Source organism: Thalassovita sp. ABM4_323 (assembly GCF_056158665.1).
The window spans coordinates 2,222,162-2,248,593 of the sequence record NZ_JBSWTS010000007.1; the positions used below are offsets into that span (position 1 = coordinate 2,222,162).

Below are 26,432 nucleotides of genomic sequence, written 5' to 3' on the forward strand. Positions count from 1 at the left end.
TGCCAAACCAAATCTCATTCGATTAAATATGTGACACGGCGCCCGATAGGGTGCCGTTTTTCCAGTTAAATATGTATGCCTGACGCGCCTTTACAAGGAATTGCGCGCCGGCCAATTCGCCCTGTTGGGCAGAAACGGCGCTGGTTCTTGTCTTTCAGTGTGGAAAAACCCCTAAAAACCGTTGGCGAATTGACGCAGCGCAAGGCCAAAGCAATCGTGTGCCATTGTATACATTGGGGAACGCCACACACTTTCACATTGATGAATGTGTTGCTGGTTCGGTTGACCCCAGTGTGACGCAGGAGTAAACCCGGGCCTACAAAATCAGCCTACTGACTGCGCCCGCGCGCATGAAAGGAGCCACCTGTGGAAGAGATGCTGAGGGAATACCTTCCCATCCTCGTCTTTCTGGCCATTGCCATTGCTCTTGGTCTTGTTCTTATCCTCGCAGCTATTGTTCTTGCCGTGCGCAATCCGGACCCGGAAAAAGTGTCTGCCTACGAATGCGGATTTAACGCCTTCGACGACGCCCGGATGAAGTTCGACGTTCGTTTCTACCTGGTGTCGATCCTGTTCATCATCTTCGACCTTGAAATCGCCTTCCTGTTCCCCTGGGCGGTGGCGTTCAAGGACATCTCGATGGTGGGGTTCTGGAGCATGATGGTGTTCCTGGGCGTGCTGACGGCTGGCTTTGCCTATGAGTGGAAGAAAGGGGCCCTGGAATGGGAGTGATGACCGGTGCGAACACGGCAGGCTTTGACCGCGAAGTCGCCACGCAAGAGCTGAACCGCGAGCTTCAGGATAAGGGCTTCCTGCTGACCACGGTGGATGACATCATCAACTGGGGCCGCACGGGCTCGCTCCACTGGATGACCTTCGGCCTGGCCTGCTGCGCCGTCGAGATGATGCATACCTCCATGCCACGGTATGACGCTGAACGGTTCGGGATCGCCCCGCGTGCATCCCCGCGTCAGTCGGACGTGATGATCGTGGCCGGGACCCTGACCAACAAGATGGCCCCCGCGCTGCGCAAGGTTTACGACCAGATGCCCGAGCCGCGCTATGTGATCTCGATGGGGTCCTGCGCCAACGGTGGCGGCTATTACCACTACAGCTATTCGGTTGTGCGCGGCTGTGACCGCATCGTGCCCGTGGATGTCTATGTGCCCGGGTGCCCCCCGACCGCCGAGGCGCTGCTGTACGGTATCATGCAGCTGGCCCGCAAAATTCGCCGCACCGGCACGATCGTGCGCTAAGCGGGAAGGACAAGACACATGACCGAAGCCCTGACCGAGCTTGGCACCCATATCGAGCTGAAACGCCCCGATTGCGTTCTGGCCTGGGACATTGCCTATGACGAGCTGAACATCGACGTAACCCCCGGCAATATCGTGGGCTTTGTCGAGTTCCTGAAAACCGACCCGACCTGCAAATTCTCCAGCCTGGTGGACATCACCGCTGTGGACTACCCGGATCGGGCGAAACGGTTCGACGTGGTGTATCACTTCCTGTCGATGTACCAGAACCAGCGCATCCGCCTGCGCGTGTCGATCCGCGAAGACGAGATGGTGCCCTCGATCACCGATGTGCATCCCTCGGCCAACTGGTTCGAGCGCGAGGTCTTTGACATGTTCGGCGTGCTGTTCTCGGGCCACCCGGACCTGCGTCGCCTGCTGACGGATTATGGCTTCCGCGGCCACCCGTTGCGCAAGGATTTCCCGACCACCGGCTATACCGAAGTGCGCTACGACGAAGAGCAAAAGCGCGTCGTCTATGAACCCGTGTCGCTGGTCCAGGAATACCGCCAGTTTGATTTCATGTCCCCGTGGGAAGGTGCCGAATACATCCTGCCCGGTGATGAAAAAGGAGAGGCCAAATGATGGACGGCTCCAAGTTTGACGACGGCAGCGTGGACGCCCTGAGCGGCGAACAGCAGATCCGTAACTTCAACATCAACTTCGGCCCGCAACACCCTGCGGCCCACGGCGTGCTGCGTCTGGTGCTGGAGCTGGACGGCGAGATCGTAGAACGCTGCGATCCGCATATCGGCCTGCTGCACCGTGGCACCGAAAAGCTGATGGAATCGCGCACCTATCTGCAAAACCTGCCCTATCTGGACCGCCTCGATTACGTGGCGCCGATGAACCAGGAACACGCTTGGTGCCTGGCGATCGAAAAACTGACCGGCGTCGAGGTGCCCCGCCGGGCCTCGCTGATCCGGGTTCTGTACTCGGAAATCGGCCGTGTTCTGAACCACCTGCTGAACGTGACCACCCAGGCGATGGACGTTGGCGCGCTGACCCCGCCGCTGTGGGGCTTTGAAGAGCGCGAGAAGCTGATGATCTTCTACGAACGCGCCTGCGGGGCCCGTCTGCACTCGAACTACTTCCGCCCCGGCGGTGTGCACCAGGACCTGCCCGACGAGCTGCTGGACGATATCGAAGAATGGGCGATCGAATTCCCCAAAGTTCTGGACGATATCGACGGGTTGCTGACCGAAAACCGCATCTTCAAACAGCGCAACTGTGATATCGGCGTCGTCACCGAAGAAGACATCCAGGAATGGGGCTTCTCGGGCGTGATGGTGCGCGGGTCGGGCCTCGCCTGGGACCTGCGCCGCGCGCAACCCTATGAATGCTATGACGAATTCGACTTCCAGATCCCCGTTGGCAAAAACGGCGACTGCTATGACCGCTACCTGTGCCGCATGGAAGAAATGCGCCAGTCGACCAGCATCATCCGTCAGGCGATCACCAAACTGCGCGAAGCCACCGGCGACGTGCTGGCGCGTGGCAAGCTGACCCCGCCCAAACGCGGCGACATGAAAACCTCGATGGAATCGCTGATCCACCACTTCAAACTCTACACCGAAGGCTTCCACGTCCCCGCAGGCGAGGTCTACGCCGCGGTCGAAGCCCCAAAGGGCGAGTTTGGCGTCTACATGGTGGCAGATGGCACCAACAAACCCTACCGCGCCAAGCTGCGCGCGCCGGGCTTCTTGCATCTGCAATCCATGGATCACGTGGCAGGTGGCCACCAGCTGGCCGACGTTGCCGCGATCATCGGAACCATGGATGTCGTCTTTGGGGAGATCGACCGCTGATGTCGCTGCCCGCCTTTCTTTGTTCCCAAAATACTCCCGCCGGAGGCTCCGACAGCCGCCGCGCAGCCGAAGGGATGGCCTAATGCTCCGCCGTCTTCACAAAGACCAACCCGACAGCTTTGCCTTCACCCCCGCCAACCAGGAATGGGCTCAGGGGCAGATCTCCAAATACCCCGAGGGACGCCAGCAATCTGCGGTCATTCCGCTGCTTTGGCGCGCCCAGGAACAAGAAGGCTGGCTGACCCGCCCCGCGATTGAACATGTCGCGGATATGCTGGGCATGGCCCATATTCGCGCGCTCGAAGTGGCCTCGTTCTACTTCATGTTCCAGCTGCAACCGGTTGGATCTGTTGCCAATATCCAGATTTGTGGCACCACGACCTGCATGATTTGCGGCGCCGAGGATCTGATTGCGGTTTGCAAGGAAAAGATCGCTCCGACCCCCCATACCCTGTCCGAGGACGGCAAGTTCACCTGGGAAGAGGTCGAATGTCTGGGCGCGTGTACCAACGCTCCGATGGCGCAGATCGGCAAAGACTATTACGAGGATCTGACGGCTGAAGGCTTCGCCAAATTGCTGGACGACATGGCCGCGGGCAAAGTGCCGGTGCCGGGTCCGCAAAATGGCCGGTTTGCATCGGAACCGCTGGGCGGTCTGACCACGCTCAAGGATTTCGACAGCGGCCACACAAAGTATAACGCAAGCGTTCAACTGGCGACCGATATCGGTGACACGCTCAAGCGGATCGACGGCACCGAGGTTCCGATCCTGACGCCCTGGCTGAAAGGCCGCGACGAGGCGCCAACCCAAACACCTCCGGCCCCGGCACCCGAAGCCCCTGCGGCCAAACCCGTGGCCAAACAGGTTGAAGAGGCCGCCAAGGCCGAAGCGCCCAAGGCTGCTCCGGTCCAAGAGGAAAAGCCCGCTCCGACCAAAGCACCAGAAGGCGAGGTCGAAGAGGCCGCTCCAGAATTGCTGAGCGGTGCCCGCGAGGGTGGTGCCGACGATCTGAAGCGGATCAAAGGCGTTGGCCCCAAGCTGGAGCAAACCCTGAACGAGCTGGGTTTCTATCATTTCGATCAAATCGCCGCCTGGACCGAGGCCGAAATTCAGTGGGTCGACAACCGCCTGAAATTCAAAGGCCGGATCACACGCGACGATTGGATCGGGCAGGCCAAACTGTTGGCAGCGGGCGAGGACACCGAGTTCTCGAAGCGCGTCGACAAGGGCAGCGTGTACTAACGGAGACGAAGGATGGCGGAACGGGACACGGATACGGCTGCTCGGGGGCGCAAGGTTGCGCTCTTGATTGCGGGCACCGGTGTGTACTGGGCGCTGGCCACCTTCATCGGAGGACAACTGGGTTTGGATCAACGCACGCGCGCGTTGCTGGACCTGATCGCCTTGGTTGGCTTTGTGCTGGCCATCGTGAAGATCTATCAAATCTGGCGTTCGCGCCAAAACGATCAGAGGTAATGGGATGCTGAAGGATCAAGACCGTATCTTTACCAATCTCTACGGGATGCACGAGCGGACCCTGGCGGGCGCTAAGGCACGTGGGCATTGGGACGGCACTGCCGGGATCATCCAGAAGGGCAGCGACTGGATCATCGACCAGATGAAGGCCAGCGGCCTGCGCGGTCGGGGCGGTGCGGGCTTCCCCACCGGTCTGAAATGGTCCTTCATGCCCAAGGAAAGCGACGGTCGCCCGGCCTATCTGGTGATCAACGCGGATGAATCCGAACCGGCCACCTGTAAAGACCGCGAAATCATGCGTCACGATCCGCACACGCTGATCGAAGGCGCGCTGATCGCCTCGTTCGCGATGAATGCACATACGGCCTATATCTATATTCGCGGGGAATACATCCGCGAAAAAGAAGCGCTGCAAAACGCCATCGACGAGGCCTATGACGCAGGCCTGCTGGGCCGCAACGCGGCTGGCTCGGGCTGGGATTTCGACCTGTATCTGCACCACGGGGCAGGGGCCTATATCTGCGGCGAAGAAACCGCCCTGATCGAAAGCCTGGAAGGCAAAAAGGGCATGCCCCGGATGAAGCCTCCGTTCCCGGCGGGCGCGGGCCTGTATGGGTGCCCGACCACTGTGAACAACGTGGAATCCATCGCGGTTGTGCCCACCATCCTGCGGCGTGGCCCCGAGTGGTTCAGCTCGTTCGGGCGTCCGAACAACGCAGGCACCAAGGTGATGGCGCTGACCGGCCACGTGAACAATCCCTGCGTCTTCGAAGAATCCATGTCCATGCCCGTGCGCGAGATCATCGAGCGTCATGGCGGCGGCATCCGCGGTGGTTGGGATAACCTCAAGGCGATCATCCCCGGCGGGGCCTCGTGTCCGGTGCTGCCCAAAGACGCCCTGGAAGATGCGATCATGGATTTCGACTGGATGCGTGAAAACAAATCCAGCTTTGGCACCGGTTGTATGATCGTGATGGATCAGAACACCGACGTGATCAAAGCGGTCTGGCGTCTGGCCAAGTTCTTCAAGCACGAAAGCTGTGGCCAGTGTACCCCCTGTCGCGAAGGCACGGGCTGGATGATGCGCGTGATGGATCGCCTGGTGCGCGGCGAGGCCGAAATCGAAGAGATCGACATGCTGTTTGATGTGACCAAACAGGTTGAAGGCCACACGATCTGTGCGCTGGGGGATGCGGCGGCCTGGCCGATCCAGGGCCTGATCCGTCATTTCCGCGAAGAAATCGAGGACCGCATCAAGGCCAACAAAACAGGGCGCATGGGCGCCATGGCGGCGGAGTAATCGAGATGCGGTTTGTGGTTCTTTTCATGATCAGTCTGGGCCTGCTGGCCGGGTGCAGCGGCAAGGGCTCCAAGCAACGCGTGACCTTTGATGGCTATGCGTTCAGGGCCTCGTTGAAGGCTGTGAAAGAAGATCCGCAAGTGTTTGACGTGACTGTGCGTGGCGCCAATCAAAGCTATGAAGCGGCCGAAGATGCCGGCCGCTACGAAGCCACCCGCCACTGTGTGACGCGCTATGGCAACTCGACCCTGGAATGGTTGGTTGTACAAGAACGCGACAATCGCGAAGTCGTTGTCAGCGAAGACATTCTGCTGTTGCGGGGCCGGTGCAAAGCATGATGAATTCTTCCGTCATATCAAAGGGTAAGGGCGATTGTTATTGCATGACAAACGCGTCTCTCCCCATCTCTTGCAGAGATGGGCGGTCTGCCATGCGCAGCCCGCGCCGTCCTGCAGATAGGAGAACTGATATGCGCAAGATTATTCCTCTGGTTTTTATGGCCTCAATCACAGCGGCCCAGCCTGCCTTTGCCAAAGTCCCATTGCGTGATGTGGCCGAGATCGACGACGGGCTGTTTGTCGTGGCCGTCGCCAACGAAATCCGCAAGCAATGCGACAGCATTTCCGCCCGTATGTTCCGGGCCCTGTCCTATATGAACAGGCTCGAGCGTCGCGCCCGTGATCTGGGGTATTCCCAGTCCGAGATCGACACTTATGTCAAATCGCCCAACGAAAAGGCGCGGATGCGTGCCAGGGGCGAAGCCTACCTGAAAGCCAACGGCGTGAGCTATGCCGATCCGGAAACCTTCTGCACTCTTGGCCGCGCCGAGATTTCGAAGGGCACCCAGATCGGTCAACTACTGAGAGCAAAGTGAGACCCCATGTCTGACCTACGCAAGATTAACATCGACGGGAACGAGATCGAAGTGGACGGCGCCATGACGCTGATCCAGGCCTGTGAACAGGCCGGGGTCGAGGTGCCGCGCTTCTGTTATCACGAACGTCTGTCGATTGCGGGCAACTGCCGTATGTGCCTGGTCGAGGTCGTTGGCGGCCCGCCCAAGCCCGCTGCTTCTTGCGCGATGCAGGTGCGCGATCTGCGCCCCGGCCCCGAAGGTCAGGCGCCTGTGGTCAAAACCAACTCGCCCATGGTCAAGAAGGCCCGCGAAGGCGTGATGGAATTCATGCTGATCAACCACCCGCTGGATTGCCCGATCTGCGATCAGGGCGGTGAATGCGATCTGCAGGATCAGGCCATGGCCTATGGTCTGTCGGGCACCCGTTTCAACGAAGCCAAGCGCGCCGTGGATGATCTGAATCTGGGCCCGCTTGTTGAAACCCACATGACCCGCTGCATCAGCTGCACCCGTTGCGTGCGTTTCACCACCGAGGTCGCCGGCATCACCCAGATGGGTCAGACCGGTCGTGGCGAAGATGCCGAGATCACCAGCTATCTGAACGAAACGCTGGTCTCGAACCTGCAAGGCAACATCGTGGACCTGTGCCCGGTCGGCGCGCTGGTCAACAAACCCTATTCCTTCACTGCCCGCCCGTGGGAGCTGACCAAGACCGAAACCATCGACGTGATGGACGCTTTGGGCAGCAACATTCGTGTGGATACCAAGGGGCGCGAAGTGATGCGTATCCTGCCGCGCAACCATGACGGCGTGAACGAGGAATGGCTGAGCGACAAGTCCCGCTATGTCTGGGATGGGCTGCGCAGCCAGCGTCTGGATCGCCCCTATGTGCGTGAAGACGGCAAACTGCGTCCGGCCAGCTGGGGCGAGGCGCTGAGCGCCGCAGCCACGGCCATCAAAGGCAAAAACCTGGCCGCTCTGGTCGGTGATCTGGCTCCGACCGAGGCTATTTTTGCACTGAAACAGCTGGTTGAAGGCCAGGACGGCACGATCGAGGCCCGCACCGACGGCGCGGTTCTGCCCGCTGGCAACCGCTCGGCCTATGTGGGCACCGCTGCGATCGAGGATATCGATAGCGCCAAGGTGATCTATCTGATCGGCACCAACCCGCGCAACGAAGCTCCGGTAATGAACGCCCGCATTCGCAAGGCCTGGTTGTCGGGCGCCGAGGTTCGTGTGATCGGACCTGCCGGCATGGATCTGACCTATGACACAGTGCATGTCGGCCCTGGCCGCAACCCTTTGAACAAAGCAGTCAGCAGCGCCAAGGCCACCGACGGTGCGATCGTCATCGTGGGGCAGGGCGCCATTTCCGAGGGCGACGGGATCAAGGTTCTGGCTCAGGCGCAGGCTCTGACCGAAAAACTGGGCGGCAAGATGCTGGTCCTGCACACCGCTGCCAGCCGCGTGGGCGCCATGGATCTGGGCGCCGTCACCGAGGGTGGTCTGGAAAAGGCCATGGATGGTGTCGAGGTGATCTTTAACCTGGGCGCTGACGAGGTGGACATCGCCGAAGGACCGTTCGTGATCTATCAAGGCAGCCACGGGGATCGAGGGGCGCACCGCGCTGACGTGATCCTGCCCGCCGCCGCCTATACCGAGGAAAACGGCCTGTTCGTGAACACCGAAGGACGTCCTCAGCTGGCGATGCGCGCCGGGTTTGCCCCGGGCGAGGCCAAGGAAAACTGGGCCATCCTGCGTGCGCTGAGCGCCGAACTGGACGCCCCGCTGGCCTATGACAGCCTGGCCCAGCTGCGTCAGGCGATGATCGCCGAGGTGCCGCATCTGGCGCAGATCGATCAGGTGATCGAAAACGTATGGCAGGCGCTGGAAACCGCTGAGTTGAAAGCGGGCCACTTCAAACTGGCGGTGGACTCGGATGCAGCCCACTACCTGACCAACGCAATCGCGCGGGCCAGCGCCCTGATGGGCGAGCTGGCCGGCACGGCGAATGCACGCGCTGAAACCTCGGTGGCTGCCGAGTGATGCTGCGCACTGCGGTCATATCCCTGGCCCTGGCGGCGCCCGTGGCGGGTTGTGTCGAAGCACAGCCCGACGCTGCGGCGTTCCGCCCGGATTATCGCGGGATCGACACGCAGCTTTTGGACGGTGAACTGGTCAACTTTGTGGTGACCATGACCGGGGCCCGTACGGGCGAAGATGTTTCGGATTACGCCGAATGTGCAGCCGCACAATACGCGTTGATCCGTGGATATGGGTTCGCGCGCCATGTGCGCACGAACGTAGAGCAACAGGGCGGCCTGTGGCGAGGAGATGCGGTTTACACCATCTCGCCTGCGCTGCCTCGCGGTTTGAGAACGATCGACGCCGAAGTCGTCGCTGCTCATTGCGCGGAAAACGGAATACCGACGGTGTGAGGACCTATGGCTGATTTCTTTGCTAACACTTACCTGGGCATGGCGCTGGTGATCATCGGGCAGGTCCTGCTGATCGTCGTTCCTCTGCTCGTGGCTCTGGCCTTCCTGATGTATGCCGACCGCAAGATCTGGGCCGCTGTCCAGATGCGCCGGGGGCCCAACGTTGTGGGTGTCTTTGGTCTGCTGCAAAGCTTTGCGGACTTCCTGAAATACATCGTCAAAGAGGTCGTGTTCCCCGCCGGGGCTGACCGCGCGGTGTTCCTGCTGGCGCCGATGATCAGCCTGGTGATGGCGCTGATCGCCTGGGCGGTGATCCCGTTCAACGATGGCTGGGTCCTGTCGGATATCAACGTGGCCATCCTTTATGTCTTCGCGATCTCCTCGCTCGAGGTGTACGGCGTGATCATGGGCGGCTGGGCGTCGAACTCGAAATACCCGTTCCTGGGCTCGCTGCGCTCGGCTGCGCAGATGATTTCCTACGAGGTCAGCATCGGCCTGATCATCATCGGTGTGATCATCTCGACCGGGTCGATGAACTTTGGTGACATTGTTCGTGCACAAGACGGCGCCTATGGCCTGTTCAGCTGGTACTGGCTGCCGCATCTGCCGATGCTGTTCCTGTTCCTGATCTCGGCCCTGGCCGAAACCAACCGTCCTCCGTTCGACCTGCCCGAGGCAGAATCCGAACTGGTGGCCGGCTATCAGGTTGAATACAGCTCGACCCCGTTCCTGCTGTTCATGATCGGCGAACTGGTCGCCGTGGTGCTGATGTGCGCCCTGACCACGCTGCTGTTCTTTGGTGGCTGGCTGTCGCCGATCCCCGGTCTGCCTGATGGCATCCTGTGGATGGTGGGCAAGATGCTGTTCGTCTTCTTCATCTTCTCGATGGTCAAGGCCATCACCCCCCGTTACCGCTATGACCAACTGATGCGCATTGGCTGGAAGGTCTTCCTGCCCATGTCGCTGGCCTGGGTTGTGATCGTGGCATTCCTGGCAAAATTCGAAGCCTTCGGCGGGGCCTATGCCCGCTGGGCAATTGGAGGCTAATCCATGGCAGCTATCGACTACGGACGCGCCGCGAAATACTTCCTGCTGGCGGACTTCATCAAAGGGTTCCAGCTGGGTCTGAAGTATTTCTTTGCGCCCAAAGCTACCTTGAACTACCCGCATGAAAAGGGGCCGCTGTCGCCGCGTTTCCGGGGCGAGCATGCTTTGCGTCGTTATCCCAATGGCGAGGAACGTTGCATTGCCTGTAAACTGTGCGAGGCCATCTGCCCGGCGCAGGCGATCACCATCGACGCGGAACCGCGCGATGATGGCAGCCGTCGCACCACACGCTATGACATCGACATGACCAAATGCATCTATTGTGGGTTCTGCCAAGAGGCCTGCCCGGTGGATGCGATTGTCGAGGGTCCCAACTTTGAATTCGCGACCGAAACCCGCGAAGAGCTGTTCTATGACAAGGCCAAGCTGCTGGAGAATGGCGAACGTTGGGAAGCCGAGATCGCCCGCAACCTGGAACTGGATGCCCCCTACCGATGAGCGATTCCTCTAACCCGTTTGAAATGCTGATGCAGCAAGCCCAATCGATGGCCAAAGCGTTCAATCCGGCGCTTGAATCCTTCTCTCCGAAGGGGCTGGAGGCCCTGTGGCCGACGTTGCCCAAGGACATGATGGAAATGGCCTTTGGCAAAGGGATCAGCAAAGACGGGCTGGATGCGAAAACGCGGCTGCTGCTGACTTTGGCCGGGCTGACCATGCAGGGGGCCCAGAATGATACGGGCTTTAGAATGACTGTGCGCCACGCATTGGAAGCAGGCGCAACCAAGGATGAAATCGCCGAGACCATCGCGCAGATGTCGATGTTCGCAGGCATACCCGCCATGACCAAGGGCATGGAACTGGCCCGCGAGGTCATGGACGACAAAGAGGATAAAACGAAATGACGATTGCAGCGCTGGCATTCTATCTGTTCGCGATCTGCGCCATCATCGGGGGCCTGTTCACGGTGATCAGCCGGAACCCTGTGCACTCGGTTTTGTGGCTGATCCTTGCCTTTCTCAGCTCGGCCGGCTTGTTCGTGCTGCTGGGCGCCGAATTCGTGGCGATGCTGTTGATCATCGTCTATGTGGGCGCCGTTGCGGTGCTGTTCCTGTTCGTCGTGATGATGCTGGATGTGGATTTCGCCGAGCTCAAGGCTGAGATGGCCCGCTATATGCCGCTGGCCCTGCTGATCGGGGTTGTGCTGCTGATGCAACTGGGGCTGGCCTACGGTGCCTGGGAAACCTCGGAGCATGCCGAGGCCGCGCGCCAGGCCGTCGCCCCCGAAGGGATCGAGAACACCGCCGCGCTGGGTCTGCTGCTGTATGACAAATACTTCATGCTGTTCCAGCTGGCTGGCCTGATCCTGCTGGTCGCGATGATCGGCGCCATCCTGCTGACGCTGCGCCACCGCAAAGACATCAAACGCCAGGACGTGCTGGCCCAGATGTATCGCGATCCGGCAACCGCAATGGAATTGAAAGACGTGAAACCGGGGCAGGGCCTGTAAGGCTCGCCACCGGACCGAATAAGGACCGAGGGAAAAATGATTGGTATAGAACACTACCTGGCAGTGGCGTCCGCGCTGTTTGTCATAGGTATCTTTGGCCTCTTCCTGAACAGGAAGAACGTGATCATCCTCTTGATGTCGATCGAGCTGATGCTGCTGTCGGTGAACATCAACCTTGTCGCCTTCTCCTCTTTTGCAGGGGATCTGGTGGGACAGGTATTCACGCTGCTGGTTCTGACCGTTGCCGCCGCCGAGGCTGCGATTGGTCTGGCCATTCTGGTCGTCTTCTTCCGTAACCGTGGCACGATTGACGTCGAAGATGTCAACGTCATGAAGGGGTAAAGAGATATGGAAACCGTTATCCTCTTTGCCCCGCTGGTTGGGGCGCTAATCGCAGGCTTTGGCTGGCGACTGATCGGTGAGAAGGGCGCGCAATACGTCACCACCGGCCTGTTGTTCCTGGCCTGTATCCTCAGCTGGATCACCTTCCTGGGTCTGGACGCGGGGCACGTCAAACATGTGCATATTCTGGATTACATCCAGTCCGGGACGCTCAGCACTGAATGGTCGATCCGTCTGGACCGTCTGACCGCGATCATGCTGATCGTTGTGACCTCGGTGTCGGCCTTGGTGCACCTTTATTCGTTCGGCTACATGGCCCATGACGACAACTGGAAACATGGCGAGCACTACAAGGCGCGCTTCTTTGCCTACCTGTCGTTCTTTACCTTCGCGATGCTGATGCTGGTCACCTCGGATAACCTGGTACAGATGTTCTTTGGCTGGGAAGGCGTGGGCGTCGCCTCGTACCTGCTGATCGGTTTCTACTACAAGAAACCCAGCGCGAACGCGGCCGCGATCAAGGCTTTCGTCGTCAACCGAGTGGGTGACTTTGGCTTTGCCCTGGGGATCTTCGGCCTGTTCTATCTGACCGACAGCATCCGCTTTGACGATATCTTTGCCGCCGCGCCTGCTTTGGCGGACACGCAGCTGCATTTCCTGTGGACCGAGTGGAACGCGGCGAACCTGCTGGCCTTCCTGCTGTTTGTCGGGGCCATGGGGAAATCGGCGCAGCTGTTCCTGCACACCTGGTTGCCGGACGCGATGGAAGGCCCGACCCCGGTGTCGGCCCTGATCCACGCCGCGACCATGGTGACCGCGGGTGTGTTCCTGGTCTGCCGCATGTCGCCGCTGATGGAATACGCCCCCGAGGCAATGGGTTTCGTGACCTTCCTGGGCGCGACCACCGCCTTTGTCGCGGCCACCATCGGCCTGGTGCAGAACGACATCAAACGCGTGATCGCTTATTCGACCATGTCGCAGCTGGGCTATATGTTCGTGGCCGCTGGTGTGGGCGTTTACAGCGTGGCGATGTTCCACCTGTTCACCCACGCGTTCTTTAAGGCGATGCTGTTCCTGGGCGCGGGCTCGGTGATCCACGGGATGCACCACGAACAGGACATGCGCAACTATGGCGGTCTGCGTAAAAAGCTGCCCTATACCTTCTGGGCGATGCTGCTGGGCACGCTGGCCATCACCGGCGTCGGCATTCCGCTGACCCATATCGGTTTTGCTGGCTTCCTGTCCAAGGACGCTGTGATCGAAAGCGCCTGGGCCGGTACGCAAGGCGGCTATGCCTTCTGGATGCTGGTTGTGGCAGCGCTGTTCACCAGCTTCTACAGCTGGCGCCTGATGTTCCTGACCTTCTGGGGCACCCCGCGCGGAGACAAGCACACGCACGAGCATGCCCATGAAAGCCCGACCGTCATGCTGGTCCCGCTGGGCGTGCTAGCGCTGGGGGCCGTGTTCTCGGGGATGATCTGGTACGGTTCGTTCTTTGGCGATCACAGCCAGGTCAACAAGTTCTTCGGCATCCCCGACCATCACGTCGAGGCATCCGAGGGGCATGGTGATGATCACGGCGACACCCATGCCGCTGCGGATTTGCATGATGACCACGGTGATGACCACGCTAAGGCCGCCGATCACGGTATGGCCCCGCAAGGCGCGATCTTCATGCACCCCGACAACCACGTGATGGACGAGGCGCACCACGCCCCGACCTGGGTCAAGGTCAGCCCCTTCATCGCGATGATCATCGGTCTGCTGGTGGCGATCTGGTTCTATATCGTGAACCCTGAAATGCCCAAGAAACTGGCTGCGGCCCAGCGTCCGCTGTACCTGTTCTTGCTGAACAAATGGTACTTTGACGAGATCTATGACGTCATCTTTGTGCGTCCTGCTCAGGCGATCGGTCGCTTTTTGTGGAAACGCGGCGATGGCAATGTCATCGACGGCTTCCTGAACGGTGTGGCCATGGGCATCGTGCCCTTCTTCACCCGCCTGGCTGGCCGCGCGCAATCCGGTTACATCTTTACTTATGCCTTCGCCATGGTGGTCGGGATCGTTGTCCTGATCACATGGATGGCGCTCAGCGGAGGAGCGCACTAATGGATAACCTTCTTTCCATTGTCACCTTCATTCCCGCGCTGGCGGCGGCCATTCTGGCTGTCTTCCTGCGGGGCGAGGATGCCGCCGCGCAGCGCAATGCGAAATGGTCGGCGCTGGTGGCCACCGGCATCACCTTCCTGGTGTCGCTGTTCATCCTGGCGGGCTTTGACGCGCAAAACACGGGCATGCAGTTCGTGGAAGAGCGCGAATGGATCCTGGGCCTGAAATACAAAATGGGCGTGGATGGTATCTCGGTTCTGTTCGTGATGCTGACCACCTTCATGATGCCCCTGGTCATCTGGGCCAGCTGGGGCGTTGAGAAGCGCGTCAAGGAATACATGATCGCCTTCCTTCTGCTGGAAACGCTGATGCTGGGCGTGTTCATGGCGCTGGACCTGGTGCTGTTCTACCTGTTCTTCGAGGCAGGCCTGATCCCGATGTTCCTGATCATTGGCATCTGGGGCGGGGCGAACCGGATTTACGCCAGCTTCAAGTTCTTCCTCTACACCTTCCTTGGCTCGGTGCTGATGCTGGTGGCCATGGTCGCGATGTATGTCGACGCGGGCACCACGGATATTCCGACGCTGATGAACCACACCTTCGCGTCGGAAAGCTTCAGCGTGCTGGGCATTCACATTGTCGGCGGGATGCAGACGCTGATGTTCCTGGCCTTCTTTGCCAGCTTCGCGGTGAAAATGCCGATGTGGCCGGTGCACACCTGGTTGCCGGACGCACACGTGCAGGCCCCCACTGCGGGCTCGGTCGTTCTGGCGGCGATCCTGCTGAAAATGGGTGGCTACGGCTTCTTGCGCTTCAGCCTGCCGATGTTCCCCATCGGCGCAGATGTGATGACCGATCTGGTGCTGTGGATGTCGGCGATTGCGATCGTTTATACCTCGCTGGTGGCGCTGGTGCAGGACGACATGAAAAAGCTGATCGCCTACAGCTCGGTCGCGCATATGGGCTATGTCACCATGGGCATCTTTGCGGCCAACCAGCAAGGTATCGACGGCGCAATCTTCCAGATGCTCAGCCACGGCTTTATCTCGGGCGCGTTGTTCCTGTGCGTGGGCGTCATCTATGACCGCATGCACACCCGCGAGATCGAGGCCTATGGCGGCCTGGTCAACCGGATGCCGGCCTATGCGCTGATCTTCATGTTCTTCACCATGGCGAATGTGGGCCTGCCGGGCACCTCGGGCTTTGTTGGGGAATTCCTGACGCTGATGGGCATTTTCCAGGTCAACACCTGGGTGGCGCTGATCGCAACCTCGGGCGTGATCTTCTCGGCGGCTTATGCGCTGTGGCTGTACCGCCGCGTCGTGTTTGGCGATCTGATCAAGGAAAGCCTGAAAACCATCAAGGACATGACCGCCCGCGAAAAGGCGATCTTTGCTCCGCTGGTTTTCATGACCCTGCTGCTGGGGGTCTACCCCGCGCTGGTCACCGATATCATTGGCCCCTCGGTCGAGGCGCTGATCCACAACTATGAACTGGCCCTTGCGGACGCCCCCGGCGCCACGCAAGTCGCCGCGTCGCATTGAAACAGGAGCCCTGAGAGATGATCCAGGCTGATCTGAATATTGTCCTGCCGGAAATCCTTCTGTCCGTATACGCGATGCTGGCGCTGGTTCTGGCGGTTTACACGGGCAAAGACCGGCTGGCCGGTCTGCTAACCTGGGCCACTGCGGCCGTGCTGGTGCTGGTCGCCGCATGGATCGGCATCGGCGGTTCAGGTACCCATGTCGCCTTTGGCGGCATGTTCAACGACGATGCCTTTGCCCGCTTTGCCAAGGTTGTGATCCTGCTGGGCGGTGCTGCTGTTCTGGTCATGAGCCAGGACTATATGGCCCGCAAAGGCCTGCTGCGCTTCGAATACCCGGTGCTGGTTGTGCTGGCGACCGTTGGCATGATGGTCATGGTTTCGGCCGGGGACCTGATGGCCCTGTATATGGGGTTGGAGCTGCAATCCCTGTCGCTCTATGTCGTGGCCTCGCTGCGCCGAGATAGCGTGAAATCGACCGAGGCGGGCATGAAATACTTTGTGCTGGGCGCTTTGTCGTCGGGTCTGCTGCTGTACGGCTCGTCGCTGGTTTACGGCTTTGCGGGCACCACGCTGTTTTCGGACATCATCAAGGCGGCCTCGGGTGGGCATGCCTCGCTGGGTCTGCTGTTCGGTCTGGTCTTTGTGATCTCGGGCCTGGCGTTCAAGATCTCGGCCGTGCCGTTCCACATGTGGACCCCGGACGTCTACGAGGGCGCACCGACCCCGGTCACTGCCTTCTTTGCCACCGCGCCCAAAATGGCCGCGATGGGCCTGTTCGCCCGCGTGATGCATGACGCCTTTGGCGACGTGGTTGCCGACTGGCAGCAGATCATCGCGCTGCTGGCGCTTCTGTCCATGTTCCTTGGCGCTGTCGCGGCGATCGGTCAGACCAATATCAAACGTCTGATGGCCTATTCCTCGATTGCCCATATGGGCTATGCGATGATGGGTCTGGCGGCGGGCACCGCGTTCGGTGTGCAGGCTCTGCTGGTCTATATGGCGATCTACGTCACCATGAATGTTGGCACTTTTGCCTTCATCCTGACCATGGAAAAAGACGGCCAGCCCGTCACCGACATCACCTCGCTGAACATGTACGCCAAGCGTGAACCCGGCAAGGCGCTGGCCGTGCTGGTGCTGATGTTCAGCCTGGCGGGTGTGCCGCCGCTGGTGGGCTTTTTCGGTAAGTTCTACGTGCTGCAAGCCGCATATGAGGCCGGTCTGATCTGGCTGGCGGTGCTGGGTGTGATCGCGTCGGTCATCGGTGCCTTCTATTATCTGCGGATCGTGTTCTACATGTATTTCGGGGAAGAGGGCGAAGGCCTGGACAAGAACCGCTCGCCGGTTCTGTGGGGCTTCCTGATGGCCAGCGCCGTGGTCATCGGTCTGGCCTGGATACCCGGGATCGACCTGCTGGGCGTCGAAAGCATGGCGACGGCCGCTGCCGAAGCTCTGGTCAACTAAGCTTGAGCGATCCCTGACTTTTCAATGCGACGCGTCCGTGGGGCGCGTCGTTTTGCGTTTGAAACATAGGAAGCCGCGACATGATGGATTGGCCCCAAGGCTATGGCCGCCGCATTCTGGACAGCGTGGACAGCACCAATGCCGAGGCCGCGCGCATTGCCCCCGACCTGACCGGCCCCGAATGGGTGCTGGCCCTGCGTCAGACGCAGGGCAGGGGCCGACGTGGCCGCCCTTGGGCCGATCCGGGCGGTAATTTTTCGGCCACCTTGGTGATGCGGCCGAATGAAAGCCCCGACAGGGTCGCGTTGCGCTCGTTTCTGGCGGCGTTGGCGTTGTATGACGCCTGTGTCGCCGCCACGGGGCGCGAGGACCTTTTCAGCCTCAAATGGCCCAATGACGTGCTGCTGAACGGGGGCAAGCTGGCGGGTATACTGTTGGAAAGCGCCGGCGGGATGCAAGGCGTCAGCCATATCGCGATCGGGATCGGGGTGAACCTGACCTTAGTTCCCGAGGCCAGCGATCTAGAGCAACGCTCGGTCCCGCCAGTGTCCATCTTGTCCGAGACCGGGCTAAGGATCACACCGCAGGAATTCCTGGACCTTCTGGCACCGGCCTATGCGCGCCACGAACAAACCTTTCAAACCTACGGGTTCGCCCCCATTCGCAGGCTGTGGCTGTCTCGCGCGGCCCGGCTGGGCGAGGTCATTACCGCCAGAACCATGCGTCACGAGATCACTGGCGTGTTCGAGACTGTGGACGAGGCGGGCAATATTGTCCTATCCACAGCGGACGGGCGCGAAACGGTTCCTGCGGCCGAAATATTTTTCTAAGGAGGCTCGCACATGCTTCTTGCCATCGACTGCGGTAACACGAACACCGTGTTTTCCATCTGGGACGGAGAGAAAATCCACTGCACCCTGCGCACGGCCACCGACCATCAGCGCACGGCAGATCAGTACTTTGTCTGGCTGGATCGCTTGTTGCAGCATCACCATGTCACCATGGACATCAACGCGGTGATCATCAGCTCGACGGTGCCGCGCGTGGTGTTCAACCTGCGGGTTCTGGCGGATCGCTACTTTGATTGTCGTCCGCTGGTCGTGGGCCGCCCCGATTGCCTGCTGCCCGCCGATCCGCGTGTGGATGCGGGCACCCAGGTGGGCCCAGACCGTCTGGTGAACACGGCTGGCGCCTATGATCGCTATGGCGGCGATCTGATCGTGGTGGATTTCGGCACGGCAACCACCTTTGACGTGGTGGATCAGGATGGCGCCTATGTCGGCGGGGTGATCGCGCCGGGTGTGAACCTGTCACTGTCGGCGCTGCACAAAATGGCGGCCGCGCTGCCGCATGTGGACGTGACCAAACCCACCAAGGTGATCGGCACCAACACCGTCGCCTGTATGCAAAGCGGTATCTTTTGGGGCTATGTCGGGCTGGTGCGCGGGATTTGCGAGCAGATTAAGGCAGAACATGACCGTCCGATGCGGGTGATCTCGACCGGGGGGCTTGCACCTTTGTTCGGGCAGGGGGATACACTGTTTGACGTCTTTGACGAATTTCTGACCGTGCACGGCCTGACGGTCATTCACAATTATAACAAGGATCAAGGCAACACATGAGCAGCGAACGACTGATTTACCTCCCTCTCGGTGGCGCGGGAGAGATCGGCATGAATTGCTATGTCTACGGCTATGGGCCCGAAGACAACGAGCGGCTGATCCTGGTCGATATGGGCGTGACCTTCCCCGATATGGACGGCAGCCCGGGCGTGGATCTGATCATGCCCGACATCACCTGGCTGGAGGAACGCAAGAACCAGCTGGAGGCCGTCTTCATCACCCACGCCCACGAGGATCACGTGGGCGCTGTGGGGCATCTCTATGAAAAGCTGGGTGCGCCGGTCTATGCGCGGGCTTTTACGGCCAATATCGCGCGGCACAAGCTGGCCGAATATGGCCATTCGGATAAGGTCGTGCGCACGGTCTCGGCCTTTCCCGAAAGCATCGCGGCCGGGCCATTCCAGGTCTCGTTCCTGCCGATTTCGCACTCGATCCCCGAAAGCAGCGCGCTGGTGATCGACAGCCCCGACGGGCGCGTCGTGCACACCGGGGATTTCAAACTGGACGCCACCCCGATCGTGGGAGAGCCCTTTGATCCGGTCCTGTGGGGCAAGGTGGCTGAAAAGGGCATCAAGGCCCTGATCTGCGATTCCACCAATGTTTTCAACCCCGTGGCTGGCCGGTCCGAGGCCAGCATCGCCGATGAGGTCACCAATCTTGTCGCCGAAGCGGGGCAGATGGTCGTGGCCACGACCTTTGCCTCGAACGTGGCGCGCGTGAAAACCCTGGCCGAGGCAGGGCAACGCGCGGGCCGCTCGATCTGCCTGATGGGGCGGGCGATGCGCCGGATGATCCAGGCCTCGGTTGAAACCGGGGTCCTGACGGATTTCCCCCCCGTGATCAGCCCCGAAGACGCCCGCAGCCTGCCGCGTGAAAACGTCATGTTGCTGGTGACCGGCAGCCAGGGCGAACGCCGCGCCGCCAGTGCTCAGCTGGCCAACGGGAAATACAACGGCATCACCCTGAAAGAGGGCGATCTGTTCCTGTTCTCGTCCAAAACCATTCCGGGCAACGAGCGCGGCGTCATTCGCATCATGAACCAGTTCAGCGAAATGGGCGTCGAGGTGGTGGACGACATGGGCGGGCGCTATCACGTTTCCGGTCACGCCAACCGCCCCGATCTGGTTGAAATGCACAAGCTGACCAAGCCGCAAATCGTGGTGCCCATGCATGGTGAACACCGTCACCTGCGCGAACACGCAAAACTTGCCGAAAGCAACGGATTCCAGTCGATCATCGCGCCCAACGGGGTGATGGTGAACCTGTCCGGCAATGAACCGGTTGTGGCGGGCTATGTGGAAACCGGACGCCTGTATCTGGACGGCTCGGTGCTGATCGGGGCGCTGGATGGCATTGTGCGCGACCGGATTCGTATGGCGCTGAATGGCCATGTTCTGGTGACCGTGCTGATCGACGAAGACGGTGAATTGCTGGGGGAACCCTGGTGCGAGCTGAAAGGCCTGCCCGAACTTGGCCGCTCGAACGCGCCGTTGGTGGACGTACTGGAGGAAGACCTCGATCAGTTCCTGCGCCGCGCCAAGGGCTCGACCCTCAAAGACGACGACAAGCTGGAAGCCGAGCTGAAAAAGATCATCCGCAAAACCGCGCAGGACGAGATCGGCAAAAAGCCCGAGGTCACCGTGGTGGTCAGCCGTCTGGCCTAAGCGCCGCTTATGTCGGAACGAAAAAGCGCCCCGAAATGGGGCGCTTTTTGTGTTCTATGTCATTGGTTTAGCTTGCGCGCCGCTCTTCAAAGCTGAGCGCGATAAAGCTGGGCAGGTGATCGCCCATGCCCACAACACGATTGTCGCGGCCACCGCGGCTGCGGCTCTGTTTCTTGGGCTGCTGCTGCTTTTGCGGCTCTTCTGCCGGGGTCTCGGCAGTGGTTTTGGCTTCGGCCTCGACCGTTTCACTGGTCTTGCGCGAAAGAGAGGATTTCGAGCGCGTGGTTTTCTCGGGCTTGTCCTCGGATTTTTCGGCTTTGGCGGCTTTCTTGGCCTGAACTGGGTTCTCGGTTCGCGGGATTTCCAGTTTCACCAGGGCTTCGATCGCGTCAAAGTTCTTTTCGTCGCGGGGCGCGCAGATCATCAGCGCTGTGCCTTCGCGGCCCGCGCGACCTGTGCGGCCGATCCGGTGGACATAGTCTTCGGAATGGCTGGGCACGTCGAAGTTGAACACGTGGCTGACATTCGGAATGTCCAGCCCCCGCGCGGCCACATCCGAGGCCACAAGGAAGCGCAGAGAGCCGTCGCGGAAGCCTTCCAGCGTTTTCATCCGGTGGCTTTGGTCCAGATCACCATGGATCGGCGCCGCGTTATATCCGTATTTCTTCAGGCTTTTCGCGGTGATATCCACATCGACCTTGCGGTTGCAGAAGATAATAGCGTTTTTGCACTTGTCGCCTTCTTCGTCGATCAGCGCGCGCAGAAGGGTGCGTTTTTCGCTGCCTTCACGATCGCGGCGGCTGGGTTTGAACATAACCACGCCTTGGGTGATCGTGTCCGAGGTGGTGGCCTGGCGGGCGACCTCGATCCGCTCGGGGGCGGACAGGAAGGTGTTGGTGACCCGCTCGATCTCGGGCGCCATGGTGGCGCTGAAGAACAGGGTCTGGCGGGTAAAGGGCGTCAGGCTGAAGATGCGCTCGATATCGGGGATAAAGCCCATATCCAGCATCCGGTCGGCCTCGTCCACCACCATGATCTGCACGCCGGTCAGCAGCAGCTTGCCGCGTTCGAAATGGTCCAGCAGGCGGCCGGGGGTGGCGATCAGCACGTCAACGCCACGGTCGATCAGCGCGTCCTGTTCCTTGAACGAAACGCCGCCAATCAGCAGCGCCTTGGTCAGCTTCATGTGCTTGGTATAGGTGTCGAAGTTTTCCGCCACCTGAGCGGCCAGTTCGCGCGTCGGGCACAGAACCAGGCTGCGCGGCATGCGGGCACGGGCGCGTCCCTTGGCCAGCAAAGTGATCATCGGCAGGGTGAAACTTGCGGTCTTACCGGTCCCGGTTTGAGCGATGCCCAGAACGTCGCGCCCTTCCAGTGTGGGCGGAATGGCGCCGGCCTGAATGGGCGTCGGCTTTTCATAGCCAGCTTCGTCAATGGCTTTCAGGACTTTCGGATCGAGTTTCAGATCAGAGAATTTTGTCATGTGTATCCGTTGTTTACGGACACGTCTTGGCCCGTAGCGTCAGGGAAGGGTGGACCCGTCCGGTCCGTGGCAGCTACCTATTGGTCTTCCTGTGCGCGGGGTGTACCTGAAACCGCGATCTGGGTCAACTTTTACGATTTTTCGCAGGGTTACGGGTGGGCGAAGTGCAACACTCGTTTGGTTTCCAGCTCCAGGGCGTGGCTGGACAACAGATCATGGGCGCGCAGACGGTCCAGCAATTCGGGCGAGGCGGTACAGACTTCATCATAGAAACGACGCAGCCCGGGCTCTCCTCCGTCTTCGTAGATGGACGAGAACAGCTGGTGCATGGACAACCCGCCTTGCTGGGCTTTCAGTTCGGATCGATAGGAACCATTCTGTAGGCGATACTGGAACGCCGCCAGGAAATCCTCCCAGCTTTTGGCATGCATATGCAGCAGCTCGGTGCCGGTCAGTTCCTGCTGGCCGGGATTGGTGGTCTCGCCGACAAAGACATTGTGAATTTTGGCCGTCAGTGCATCGATACCGGTGCGATAGAACAGCTTGCCCTGCACGTGGGACAGGAAGCCTCCGTTCAGGAAAGAGCCAAAATTAGGATATATTTCAGAGGTTTGCCGGTCGCGCTTGTCCCTTTCCAGCGTCAGGCGTTTGAAATGGGTCAGATCGCTTGCCGTCTGGTTGGCCAGGGCCTCGCTGGGACGGACCCGGGCCACCAGGCAATCGGCGGGCAAGGCCGCCAGCTGTTTGGGCAGCGCTGAGTGCGGCCATAAATACTCGTCCACGTCGATATGGGTCAGCCAATCCACCTCGACCCGGCGGGCATAGGCATGGGCGGCGTTTGCGACCTGGCGGTTCTGGTGTTTTTTCGGGCGGTGCCCCAGATTGCGCGCCCAAAACCGATCTGTACACAGCCGCACCCGCAGCTTTGGGTGCGCTTTCAGGCTGTCCACCCCCGCCTGATCGGGGTCGTCCAGGTATAAATAAATCCGGTGTGCGCCGAGCTCCAGGTGATGCGCACAGAAGTTCTGAATGTCTTGGATGGGTGCCTTGATGGTGGACACAATCCCCCAACGCGGCTTAGCCATGGGTGGGCCCCGTACCCAGACGGAAACAGTGGATGGAGTGTGTCATCTGCCTGATGCCCCTGACAATTCTGCGCTGACGGGTCGTTCTTTCGTGTCGCTGCCCGTGCTCCAAGCATGGCGTGCGGGGCCGCAGGGGGCAAGCGATATCTGGCCTAGTGTTTGGCCCCCGCGGAGGCATGCAAAACCGGGTGGTATCCCGCGCGCAAGACCTGCACGATTGGCTGAGGGGTCAGAACCGTAACCTCTCCCGTCGGGCGCAACATGGGCGCGCCATACCCGCGCGGATCAAAGGGCAGCGCAGCATCGGATAACAGCAATAGAGGCGTGTCGCGCAAGATGAAAGTACCGGGCGGCAGATCGCGCGCCCGGGCCTGAAACCGCACTTGCTGTCGGGCACGGGTGACGCGCGTGGGATGTAGCAAGCGATCGATATCGCCCGCTGTGCAAGGCCCGCCATGAGCCGCGCGCCAGGCATCGCGAAACCGCATGGCCTCCGCATACCGGCATTGATGGCAGGGGCGGTGCCCGGCCGCCAGAGCCACGGCCTCGTCCAGGAAAAATAGGGCTGTCCAACCGCGCTCGGGCATGGGGCCATGATAGCGCCCACGAAAGGACAGGGCACAACAGACCCAATGCGGGTGCTGCCAGCGCGATACGCCCAACGTGCCGTCAGGCCTGTGCAGTATCCCGCGATTGCCCGTCAGGCCCCCGCGCGCGGGATGGGCGATGATCTCTCCGGTGGGTAAAACGCGGTTCTGTAGGGGCATAACGCCAGAGTGCGCCAGGTTCGGGCCAAGGGGCAAGGCTCAGCGTGCGTACAGGCCGATATCGGTCAGAAAGTCGTCAACCTGGCGGGTGAACGCCCGGTCCAGACCCAGCACCGCATTGATCGAGCGATGGGAATAGTCCACCGGCAGCGTTTGCGCCTTGCCACCCCGTTCCATCGCGGCCATCTGGAATTTTCGGGCCTCCAGGCAGGGCAGGACACGGCGGGTCGAGCATACCAACAACACCGGGGGCGCGCCCGCCGTCAGCGATTGCATGGGCGAGGCCGCCGCCCAAAACGCCGGGTCCTCGCCGAAGGCATCGCGGTAAAGGCGTGACGAGGTCTGTTGCATCAGTTGCGGTATATCCAGCGCGGCCGTGTCCAGCACGACGCTGCCCAGCCAGGGTTTGGCACCTTGCATATGGGCCAGCGTGGGGTCGGCGTTCAACAGGGCCACAAGATGCCCCCCAGCGGAATGCCCCATCAGGATCGTGTTGCGTTCGGATCCCCCCCAGTCATCCGAGCGGGACTGCACAAAGGATAACGCGCGCGCAACATCCTTGGCTTGCTCCAGCGGGTCGGCCTGGGGCAGCAACCGATAATTCACCGTCACCACGATTGTGCCCTGAGAGGTCCAGTGCGCCACCTTGTTTTGCCACACATTGGGGTTGGATTTGTCGCCAAAGCGCCAGCCTCCGCCGTGAACCATCACGATGACGGGCGCTTTTTGGGGTTGCTCAGGCAGATAGACATCCAGCCGATGCCGCGGATCGGGCCCATAGGACAAATCCACGAGGCTCGGCGTGGCCCACGCACTGGCGCCCGCCATCAGCAGGCCCAGAAAAGTGGCCAAAATCCCAAGTTTACATCGCATCCCCATGCCTCCTGCAAGAATGTCCATCCAAGCGGTGACACCACGTCATGCGGTCAATTTATGGCAAATTTTGGACAAAGGGCAGGGCGCACAGTCCGCGCCTCCGCCTTTCTTGTGCGGATTGACTATTCGCCGTGCATTTCTTTGGTTGCGGTCAGCTTGATTTCCGGGTTGTCGCGTTCCACCCGGTCGATGTCCCATTGCAGGCGGGTCAGATAGACAATGTCACCGTCGTGATCATGGGCGATGTGCTGCTTGTTGGCTTGCACGAACTTGTCCACGTCAGCCTTGTCGCCACCAACCCAGCGGGCGCTGGTGAATTGCGACTGCTCAAAGCGCACGGGCAGGCCGTATTCCAGCTCGATGCGGCTGGCCAGAACCTCGAATTGCAGCGCGCCCACCACCCCGACGATAAAGCCCGAGCCGATATTGGGTTTGAAGACCTTGGCGGCGCCTTCCTCGGCGAATTGCATCAGCGCCTTTTCCAGGTGCTTGGCCTTCATCGGATCGCCCGGCCGCACGGTTTGCAGCAATTCGGGCGCAAACGAGGGAATGCCGGTGGCGCGGATCATCTCGCCCTCGGTCAGCGTGTCACCGATGCGCAGCTGGCCGTGGTTGGGGATGCCGATGATGTCACCGCCCCAGGCCTCTTCGGCCAGTTCACGGTCAGACGCCAGGAACAGCACGGGGTTGGAAATCGCCATGGGTTTTTTCGTGCGCACATGGGTCAGTTTCATGCCACGCTTGAAATGCCCCGAGGCCAGACGGACAAACGCCACACGGTCGCGGTGTTTGGGGTCCATGTTGGCCTGAACCTTGAAAACAAAGCCGGCGACCTTCTTTTCCTCGGGCGCGATCTGGCGCGGGCTGGCCTGTTGGGGCTGCGGTTCGGGGCCATAGTTGGCGATGCCGTCCATCAGTTCCTTGACGCCGAACGAGTTGATCGCCGAGCCAAACCAGATCGGGGTCATGTGGCCCTCGAGCACGGCCTGAGGGTCCAAAGTGGGCAGCAATTCGCGCGCCATCTCGACCTCTTCGCGCAGCTGGTCGATCAGCTCGGCAGGCACGTGTTTTTCCAGTTCGGGATCGTCCAGCCCCTCGATCTTGATCGACTCGGCCACCTTGTTGCGGTCGGCGCGGTCCATCAGTTCCAGCCGGTCATGCAGCATGTCATAGCAGCCGATGAAATCACGCCCCACACCGATGGGCCAGCTGGCCGGGGTCACGTCGATGGCCAGGTTTTCCTGAATCTCGTCAATGATTTCAAAGGTATCGCGGGATTCGCGGTCCATCTTGTTACAGAAGGTCAGGATCGGCAGATCGCGCAGGCGGCAGACCTCGAACAATTTGCGGGTCTGGCTTTCCACGCCTTTGGCACCGTCAATCACCATCACGGCCGCGTCCACCGCTGTCAGCGTGCGATAGGTATCTTCCGAAAAATCGCTGTGGCCGGGGGTGTCGACCAGATTGAAACGGAACGTCCCGAAATCAAACGACATGGCCGAGGCCGAGACCGAGATTCCGCGGTCCTGCTCCATCTTCATAAAGTCCGACCGGGTGCGGCGCGCCTCGCCCTTGGCACGGACCTGACCGGCCATCTGGATCGCGCCACCGTATAGCAGGAATTTCTCCGTCAACGTCGTTTTACCGGCGTCCGGGTGCGAGATGATCGCAAAGGTACGGCGCCGCGCGATCTCGGGCGGCAATTCGGGGCGGTTCGAGGCGGTATCCAACATGTCCGCGCATATA

The 26,432-nt window shown here is 60.5% G+C and carries 27 protein-coding genes; 22 read left to right on the top strand and 5 right to left on the bottom strand.

Annotated features, from left to right (window positions below):
- Positions 1–366 precede the first annotated feature (366 nt).
- The 22 genes from ACXADQ_RS13400 (at position 367) to ACXADQ_RS13505 (ending at position 20,475) form a co-directional block, all read left to right on the top strand.
- A complete protein-coding gene (locus tag ACXADQ_RS13400) occupies positions 367–732 on the top strand; it encodes an NADH-quinone oxidoreductase subunit A (RefSeq protein WP_420567022.1) in 366 nt (121 codons plus the stop codon).
- Complete coding sequence (locus tag ACXADQ_RS13405) at positions 723–1,256, top strand: NuoB/complex I 20 kDa subunit family protein (protein ID WP_420567023.1); 534 nt, start codon at positions 723–725, stop codon at positions 1,254–1,256. Before ACXADQ_RS13400 ends, ACXADQ_RS13405 begins: the two co-directional genes overlap by 10 nt.
- An 18-nt stretch (positions 1,257–1,274) precedes the next feature.
- Positions 1,275–1,880, top strand: coding sequence for an NADH-quinone oxidoreductase subunit C (locus ACXADQ_RS13410; RefSeq protein ID WP_475321347.1), 606 nt, complete (start codon positions 1,275–1,277; stop codon positions 1,878–1,880).
- Complete coding sequence (locus ACXADQ_RS13415) at positions 1,880–3,103, top strand: NADH-quinone oxidoreductase subunit D (RefSeq protein ID WP_475326080.1); 1,224 nt, start codon at positions 1,880–1,882, stop codon at positions 3,101–3,103. The genes ACXADQ_RS13410 and ACXADQ_RS13415 overlap by 1 nt, the downstream gene beginning before the upstream one ends.
- An 82-nt stretch (positions 3,104–3,185) precedes the next feature.
- Positions 3,186–4,346: an NADH-quinone oxidoreductase subunit E gene (locus tag ACXADQ_RS13420; RefSeq protein ID WP_475321352.1), complete on the top strand. Its 1,161-nt coding sequence runs from the start codon at positions 3,186–3,188 to the stop codon at positions 4,344–4,346.
- 12 nt (positions 4,347–4,358) lie between these two features.
- Positions 4,359–4,580 carry a DUF5337 domain-containing protein gene (locus ACXADQ_RS13425; protein WP_475321356.1) on the top strand — a complete coding sequence of 74 codons (222 nt, stop codon included), beginning with the start codon at positions 4,359–4,361 and terminating at the stop codon, positions 4,578–4,580.
- 4 nt (positions 4,581–4,584) lie between these two features.
- Complete coding sequence (nuoF, locus tag ACXADQ_RS13430) at positions 4,585–5,880, top strand: NADH-quinone oxidoreductase subunit NuoF (protein ID WP_475321361.1); 1,296 nt, start codon at positions 4,585–4,587, stop codon at positions 5,878–5,880.
- 5 nt (positions 5,881–5,885) lie between these two features.
- Positions 5,886–6,218, top strand: a complete 333-nt coding sequence (locus ACXADQ_RS13435) for a hypothetical protein (protein WP_475321364.1) — start codon at positions 5,886–5,888, stop codon at positions 6,216–6,218.
- A gap of 131 nt (positions 6,219–6,349) precedes the next feature.
- Complete coding sequence (locus ACXADQ_RS13440; protein WP_475321368.1) at positions 6,350–6,754, top strand: DUF5333 domain-containing protein; 405 nt, start codon at positions 6,350–6,352, stop codon at positions 6,752–6,754.
- A gap of 6 nt (positions 6,755–6,760) precedes the next feature.
- Positions 6,761–8,782 carry an NADH-quinone oxidoreductase subunit NuoG gene (gene nuoG, locus ACXADQ_RS13445; protein ID WP_475321371.1) on the top strand — a complete coding sequence of 674 codons (2,022 nt, stop codon included), beginning with the start codon at positions 6,761–6,763 and terminating at the stop codon, positions 8,780–8,782.
- Entirely contained in the window at positions 8,782–9,174 is a 393-nt protein-coding gene (locus tag ACXADQ_RS13450; RefSeq protein ID WP_475321375.1) for a hypothetical protein, read from the top strand. The genes nuoG and ACXADQ_RS13450 overlap by 1 nt, the downstream gene beginning before the upstream one ends.
- Before the next feature lie 6 nt (positions 9,175–9,180).
- Positions 9,181–10,221 carry an NADH-quinone oxidoreductase subunit NuoH gene (nuoH, locus tag ACXADQ_RS13455; RefSeq protein WP_475321379.1) on the top strand — a complete coding sequence of 347 codons (1,041 nt, stop codon included), beginning with the start codon at positions 9,181–9,183 and terminating at the stop codon, positions 10,219–10,221.
- Positions 10,222–10,224: 3 nt separating this feature from the next.
- Positions 10,225–10,719: an NADH-quinone oxidoreductase subunit NuoI gene (gene nuoI, locus ACXADQ_RS13460; RefSeq protein WP_475321382.1), complete on the top strand. Its 495-nt coding sequence runs from the start codon at positions 10,225–10,227 to the stop codon at positions 10,717–10,719.
- A complete protein-coding gene (locus tag ACXADQ_RS13465; RefSeq protein ID WP_475321386.1) occupies positions 10,716–11,123 on the top strand; it encodes a carboxymuconolactone decarboxylase family protein in 408 nt (135 codons plus the stop codon). The genes nuoI and ACXADQ_RS13465 overlap by 4 nt, the downstream gene beginning before the upstream one ends.
- Entirely contained in the window at positions 11,120–11,728 is a 609-nt protein-coding gene (locus tag ACXADQ_RS13470) for an NADH-quinone oxidoreductase subunit J (RefSeq protein WP_475321390.1), read from the top strand. The genes ACXADQ_RS13465 and ACXADQ_RS13470 overlap by 4 nt, the downstream gene beginning before the upstream one ends.
- A gap of 36 nt (positions 11,729–11,764) precedes the next feature.
- Positions 11,765–12,070, top strand: coding sequence for an NADH-quinone oxidoreductase subunit NuoK (gene nuoK, locus ACXADQ_RS13475; protein ID WP_420567036.1), 306 nt, complete (start codon positions 11,765–11,767; stop codon positions 12,068–12,070).
- A 6-nt stretch (positions 12,071–12,076) separates the two neighbouring features.
- The gene (gene nuoL / locus ACXADQ_RS13480; protein WP_475321395.1) at positions 12,077–14,179 is read left to right on the top strand and encodes an NADH-quinone oxidoreductase subunit L; all 2,103 of its coding nucleotides are present in this window, start codon (positions 12,077–12,079) and stop codon (positions 14,177–14,179) included.
- Positions 14,179–15,723 carry an NADH-quinone oxidoreductase subunit M gene (locus ACXADQ_RS13485; protein WP_475321399.1) on the top strand — a complete coding sequence of 515 codons (1,545 nt, stop codon included), beginning with the start codon at positions 14,179–14,181 and terminating at the stop codon, positions 15,721–15,723. The genes nuoL and ACXADQ_RS13485 overlap by 1 nt, the downstream gene beginning before the upstream one ends.
- A gap of 17 nt (positions 15,724–15,740) precedes the next feature.
- Positions 15,741–17,189, top strand: a complete 1,449-nt coding sequence (gene nuoN, locus ACXADQ_RS13490; RefSeq protein WP_475321403.1) for an NADH-quinone oxidoreductase subunit NuoN — start codon at positions 15,741–15,743, stop codon at positions 17,187–17,189.
- Between the two features lie 80 nt (positions 17,190–17,269).
- Positions 17,270–18,019 (top strand): biotin--[acetyl-CoA-carboxylase] ligase, encoded by a 750-nt coding sequence (locus tag ACXADQ_RS13495; protein WP_475321406.1) that lies wholly within the window; start codon positions 17,270–17,272, stop codon positions 18,017–18,019.
- Positions 18,020–18,031: 12 nt separating this feature from the next.
- The gene (locus ACXADQ_RS13500) at positions 18,032–18,811 is read left to right on the top strand and encodes a type III pantothenate kinase (protein ID WP_475321409.1); all 780 of its coding nucleotides are present in this window, start codon (positions 18,032–18,034) and stop codon (positions 18,809–18,811) included.
- A complete protein-coding gene (locus tag ACXADQ_RS13505) occupies positions 18,808–20,475 on the top strand; it encodes a ribonuclease J (protein ID WP_475321411.1) in 1,668 nt (555 codons plus the stop codon). The genes ACXADQ_RS13500 and ACXADQ_RS13505 overlap by 4 nt, the downstream gene beginning before the upstream one ends.
- Positions 20,476–20,542: 67 nt before the next feature.
- Here ACXADQ_RS13505 and ACXADQ_RS13510 read toward each other — a convergent pair whose 3' ends face one another.
- The 5 genes from ACXADQ_RS13510 to ACXADQ_RS13530 form a co-directional block, all read right to left on the bottom strand.
- Positions 20,543–21,958, bottom strand: a complete 1,416-nt coding sequence (locus ACXADQ_RS13510) for a DEAD/DEAH box helicase (protein WP_475321415.1) — start codon at positions 21,956–21,958, stop codon at positions 20,543–20,545.
- Positions 21,959–22,107: 149 nt separating this feature from the next.
- Positions 22,108–23,043 (bottom strand): glycosyltransferase family 2 protein, encoded by a 936-nt coding sequence (locus ACXADQ_RS13515; RefSeq protein WP_475321418.1) that lies wholly within the window; start codon positions 23,041–23,043, stop codon positions 22,108–22,110.
- Positions 23,044–23,195: 152 nt separating this feature from the next.
- Positions 23,196–23,810, bottom strand: a complete 615-nt coding sequence (locus tag ACXADQ_RS13520; protein ID WP_475321422.1) for a hypothetical protein — start codon at positions 23,808–23,810, stop codon at positions 23,196–23,198.
- A gap of 39 nt (positions 23,811–23,849) precedes the next feature.
- Entirely contained in the window at positions 23,850–24,683 is an 834-nt protein-coding gene (locus tag ACXADQ_RS13525; RefSeq protein WP_475321426.1) for an alpha/beta hydrolase, read from the bottom strand.
- 125 nt (positions 24,684–24,808) lie between these two features.
- On the bottom strand, positions 24,809–26,419 hold the full coding sequence (locus tag ACXADQ_RS13530) for a peptide chain release factor 3 (protein ID WP_475321430.1): 1,611 nt from the start codon (positions 26,417–26,419) through the stop codon (positions 24,809–24,811).
- Positions 26,420–26,432: the final 13 nt, after the last annotated feature.

Coding starts and splice junctions, on each gene's coding strand:
- ACXADQ_RS13405 (WP_420567023.1), top strand. CDS start 723: ATGGGAGTGATGACCGGTGCGAACACGGCAGGCTTTGACCGCGAAGTC.
- ACXADQ_RS13410 (WP_475321347.1), top strand. CDS start 1,275: ATGACCGAAGCCCTGACCGAGCTTGGCACCCATATCGAGCTGAAACGC.
- ACXADQ_RS13415 (WP_475326080.1), top strand. CDS start 1,880: ATGGACGGCTCCAAGTTTGACGACGGCAGCGTGGACGCCCTGAGCGGC.
- ACXADQ_RS13420 (WP_475321352.1), top strand. CDS start 3,186: ATGCTCCGCCGTCTTCACAAAGACCAACCCGACAGCTTTGCCTTCACC.
- ACXADQ_RS13425 (WP_475321356.1), top strand. CDS start 4,359: ATGGCGGAACGGGACACGGATACGGCTGCTCGGGGGCGCAAGGTTGCG.
- nuoF (WP_475321361.1), top strand. CDS start 4,585: ATGCTGAAGGATCAAGACCGTATCTTTACCAATCTCTACGGGATGCAC.
- ACXADQ_RS13435 (WP_475321364.1), top strand. CDS start 5,886: ATGCGGTTTGTGGTTCTTTTCATGATCAGTCTGGGCCTGCTGGCCGGG.
- ACXADQ_RS13440 (WP_475321368.1), top strand. CDS start 6,350: ATGCGCAAGATTATTCCTCTGGTTTTTATGGCCTCAATCACAGCGGCC.
- nuoG (WP_475321371.1), top strand. CDS start 6,761: ATGTCTGACCTACGCAAGATTAACATCGACGGGAACGAGATCGAAGTG.
- ACXADQ_RS13450 (WP_475321375.1), top strand. CDS start 8,782: ATGCTGCGCACTGCGGTCATATCCCTGGCCCTGGCGGCGCCCGTGGCG.
- nuoH (WP_475321379.1), top strand. CDS start 9,181: ATGGCTGATTTCTTTGCTAACACTTACCTGGGCATGGCGCTGGTGATC.
- nuoI (WP_475321382.1), top strand. CDS start 10,225: ATGGCAGCTATCGACTACGGACGCGCCGCGAAATACTTCCTGCTGGCG.
- ACXADQ_RS13465 (WP_475321386.1), top strand. CDS start 10,716: ATGAGCGATTCCTCTAACCCGTTTGAAATGCTGATGCAGCAAGCCCAA.
- ACXADQ_RS13470 (WP_475321390.1), top strand. CDS start 11,120: ATGACGATTGCAGCGCTGGCATTCTATCTGTTCGCGATCTGCGCCATC.
- nuoK (WP_420567036.1), top strand. CDS start 11,765: ATGATTGGTATAGAACACTACCTGGCAGTGGCGTCCGCGCTGTTTGTC.
- nuoL (WP_475321395.1), top strand. CDS start 12,077: ATGGAAACCGTTATCCTCTTTGCCCCGCTGGTTGGGGCGCTAATCGCA.
- ACXADQ_RS13485 (WP_475321399.1), top strand. CDS start 14,179: ATGGATAACCTTCTTTCCATTGTCACCTTCATTCCCGCGCTGGCGGCG.
- nuoN (WP_475321403.1), top strand. CDS start 15,741: ATGATCCAGGCTGATCTGAATATTGTCCTGCCGGAAATCCTTCTGTCC.
- ACXADQ_RS13495 (WP_475321406.1), top strand. CDS start 17,270: ATGATGGATTGGCCCCAAGGCTATGGCCGCCGCATTCTGGACAGCGTG.
- ACXADQ_RS13500 (WP_475321409.1), top strand. CDS start 18,032: ATGCTTCTTGCCATCGACTGCGGTAACACGAACACCGTGTTTTCCATC.
- ACXADQ_RS13505 (WP_475321411.1), top strand. CDS start 18,808: ATGAGCAGCGAACGACTGATTTACCTCCCTCTCGGTGGCGCGGGAGAG.
- ACXADQ_RS13510 (WP_475321415.1), bottom strand. CDS start 21,958: ATGACAAAATTCTCTGATCTGAAACTCGATCCGAAAGTCCTGAAAGCC.
- ACXADQ_RS13515 (WP_475321418.1), bottom strand. CDS start 23,043: ATGGCTAAGCCGCGTTGGGGGATTGTGTCCACCATCAAGGCACCCATC.
- ACXADQ_RS13520 (WP_475321422.1), bottom strand. CDS start 23,810: ATGCCCCTACAGAACCGCGTTTTACCCACCGGAGAGATCATCGCCCAT.
- ACXADQ_RS13525 (WP_475321426.1), bottom strand. CDS start 24,683: ATGCGATGTAAACTTGGGATTTTGGCCACTTTTCTGGGCCTGCTGATG.
- ACXADQ_RS13530 (WP_475321430.1), bottom strand. CDS start 26,419: ATGTTGGATACCGCCTCGAACCGCCCCGAATTGCCGCCCGAGATCGCG.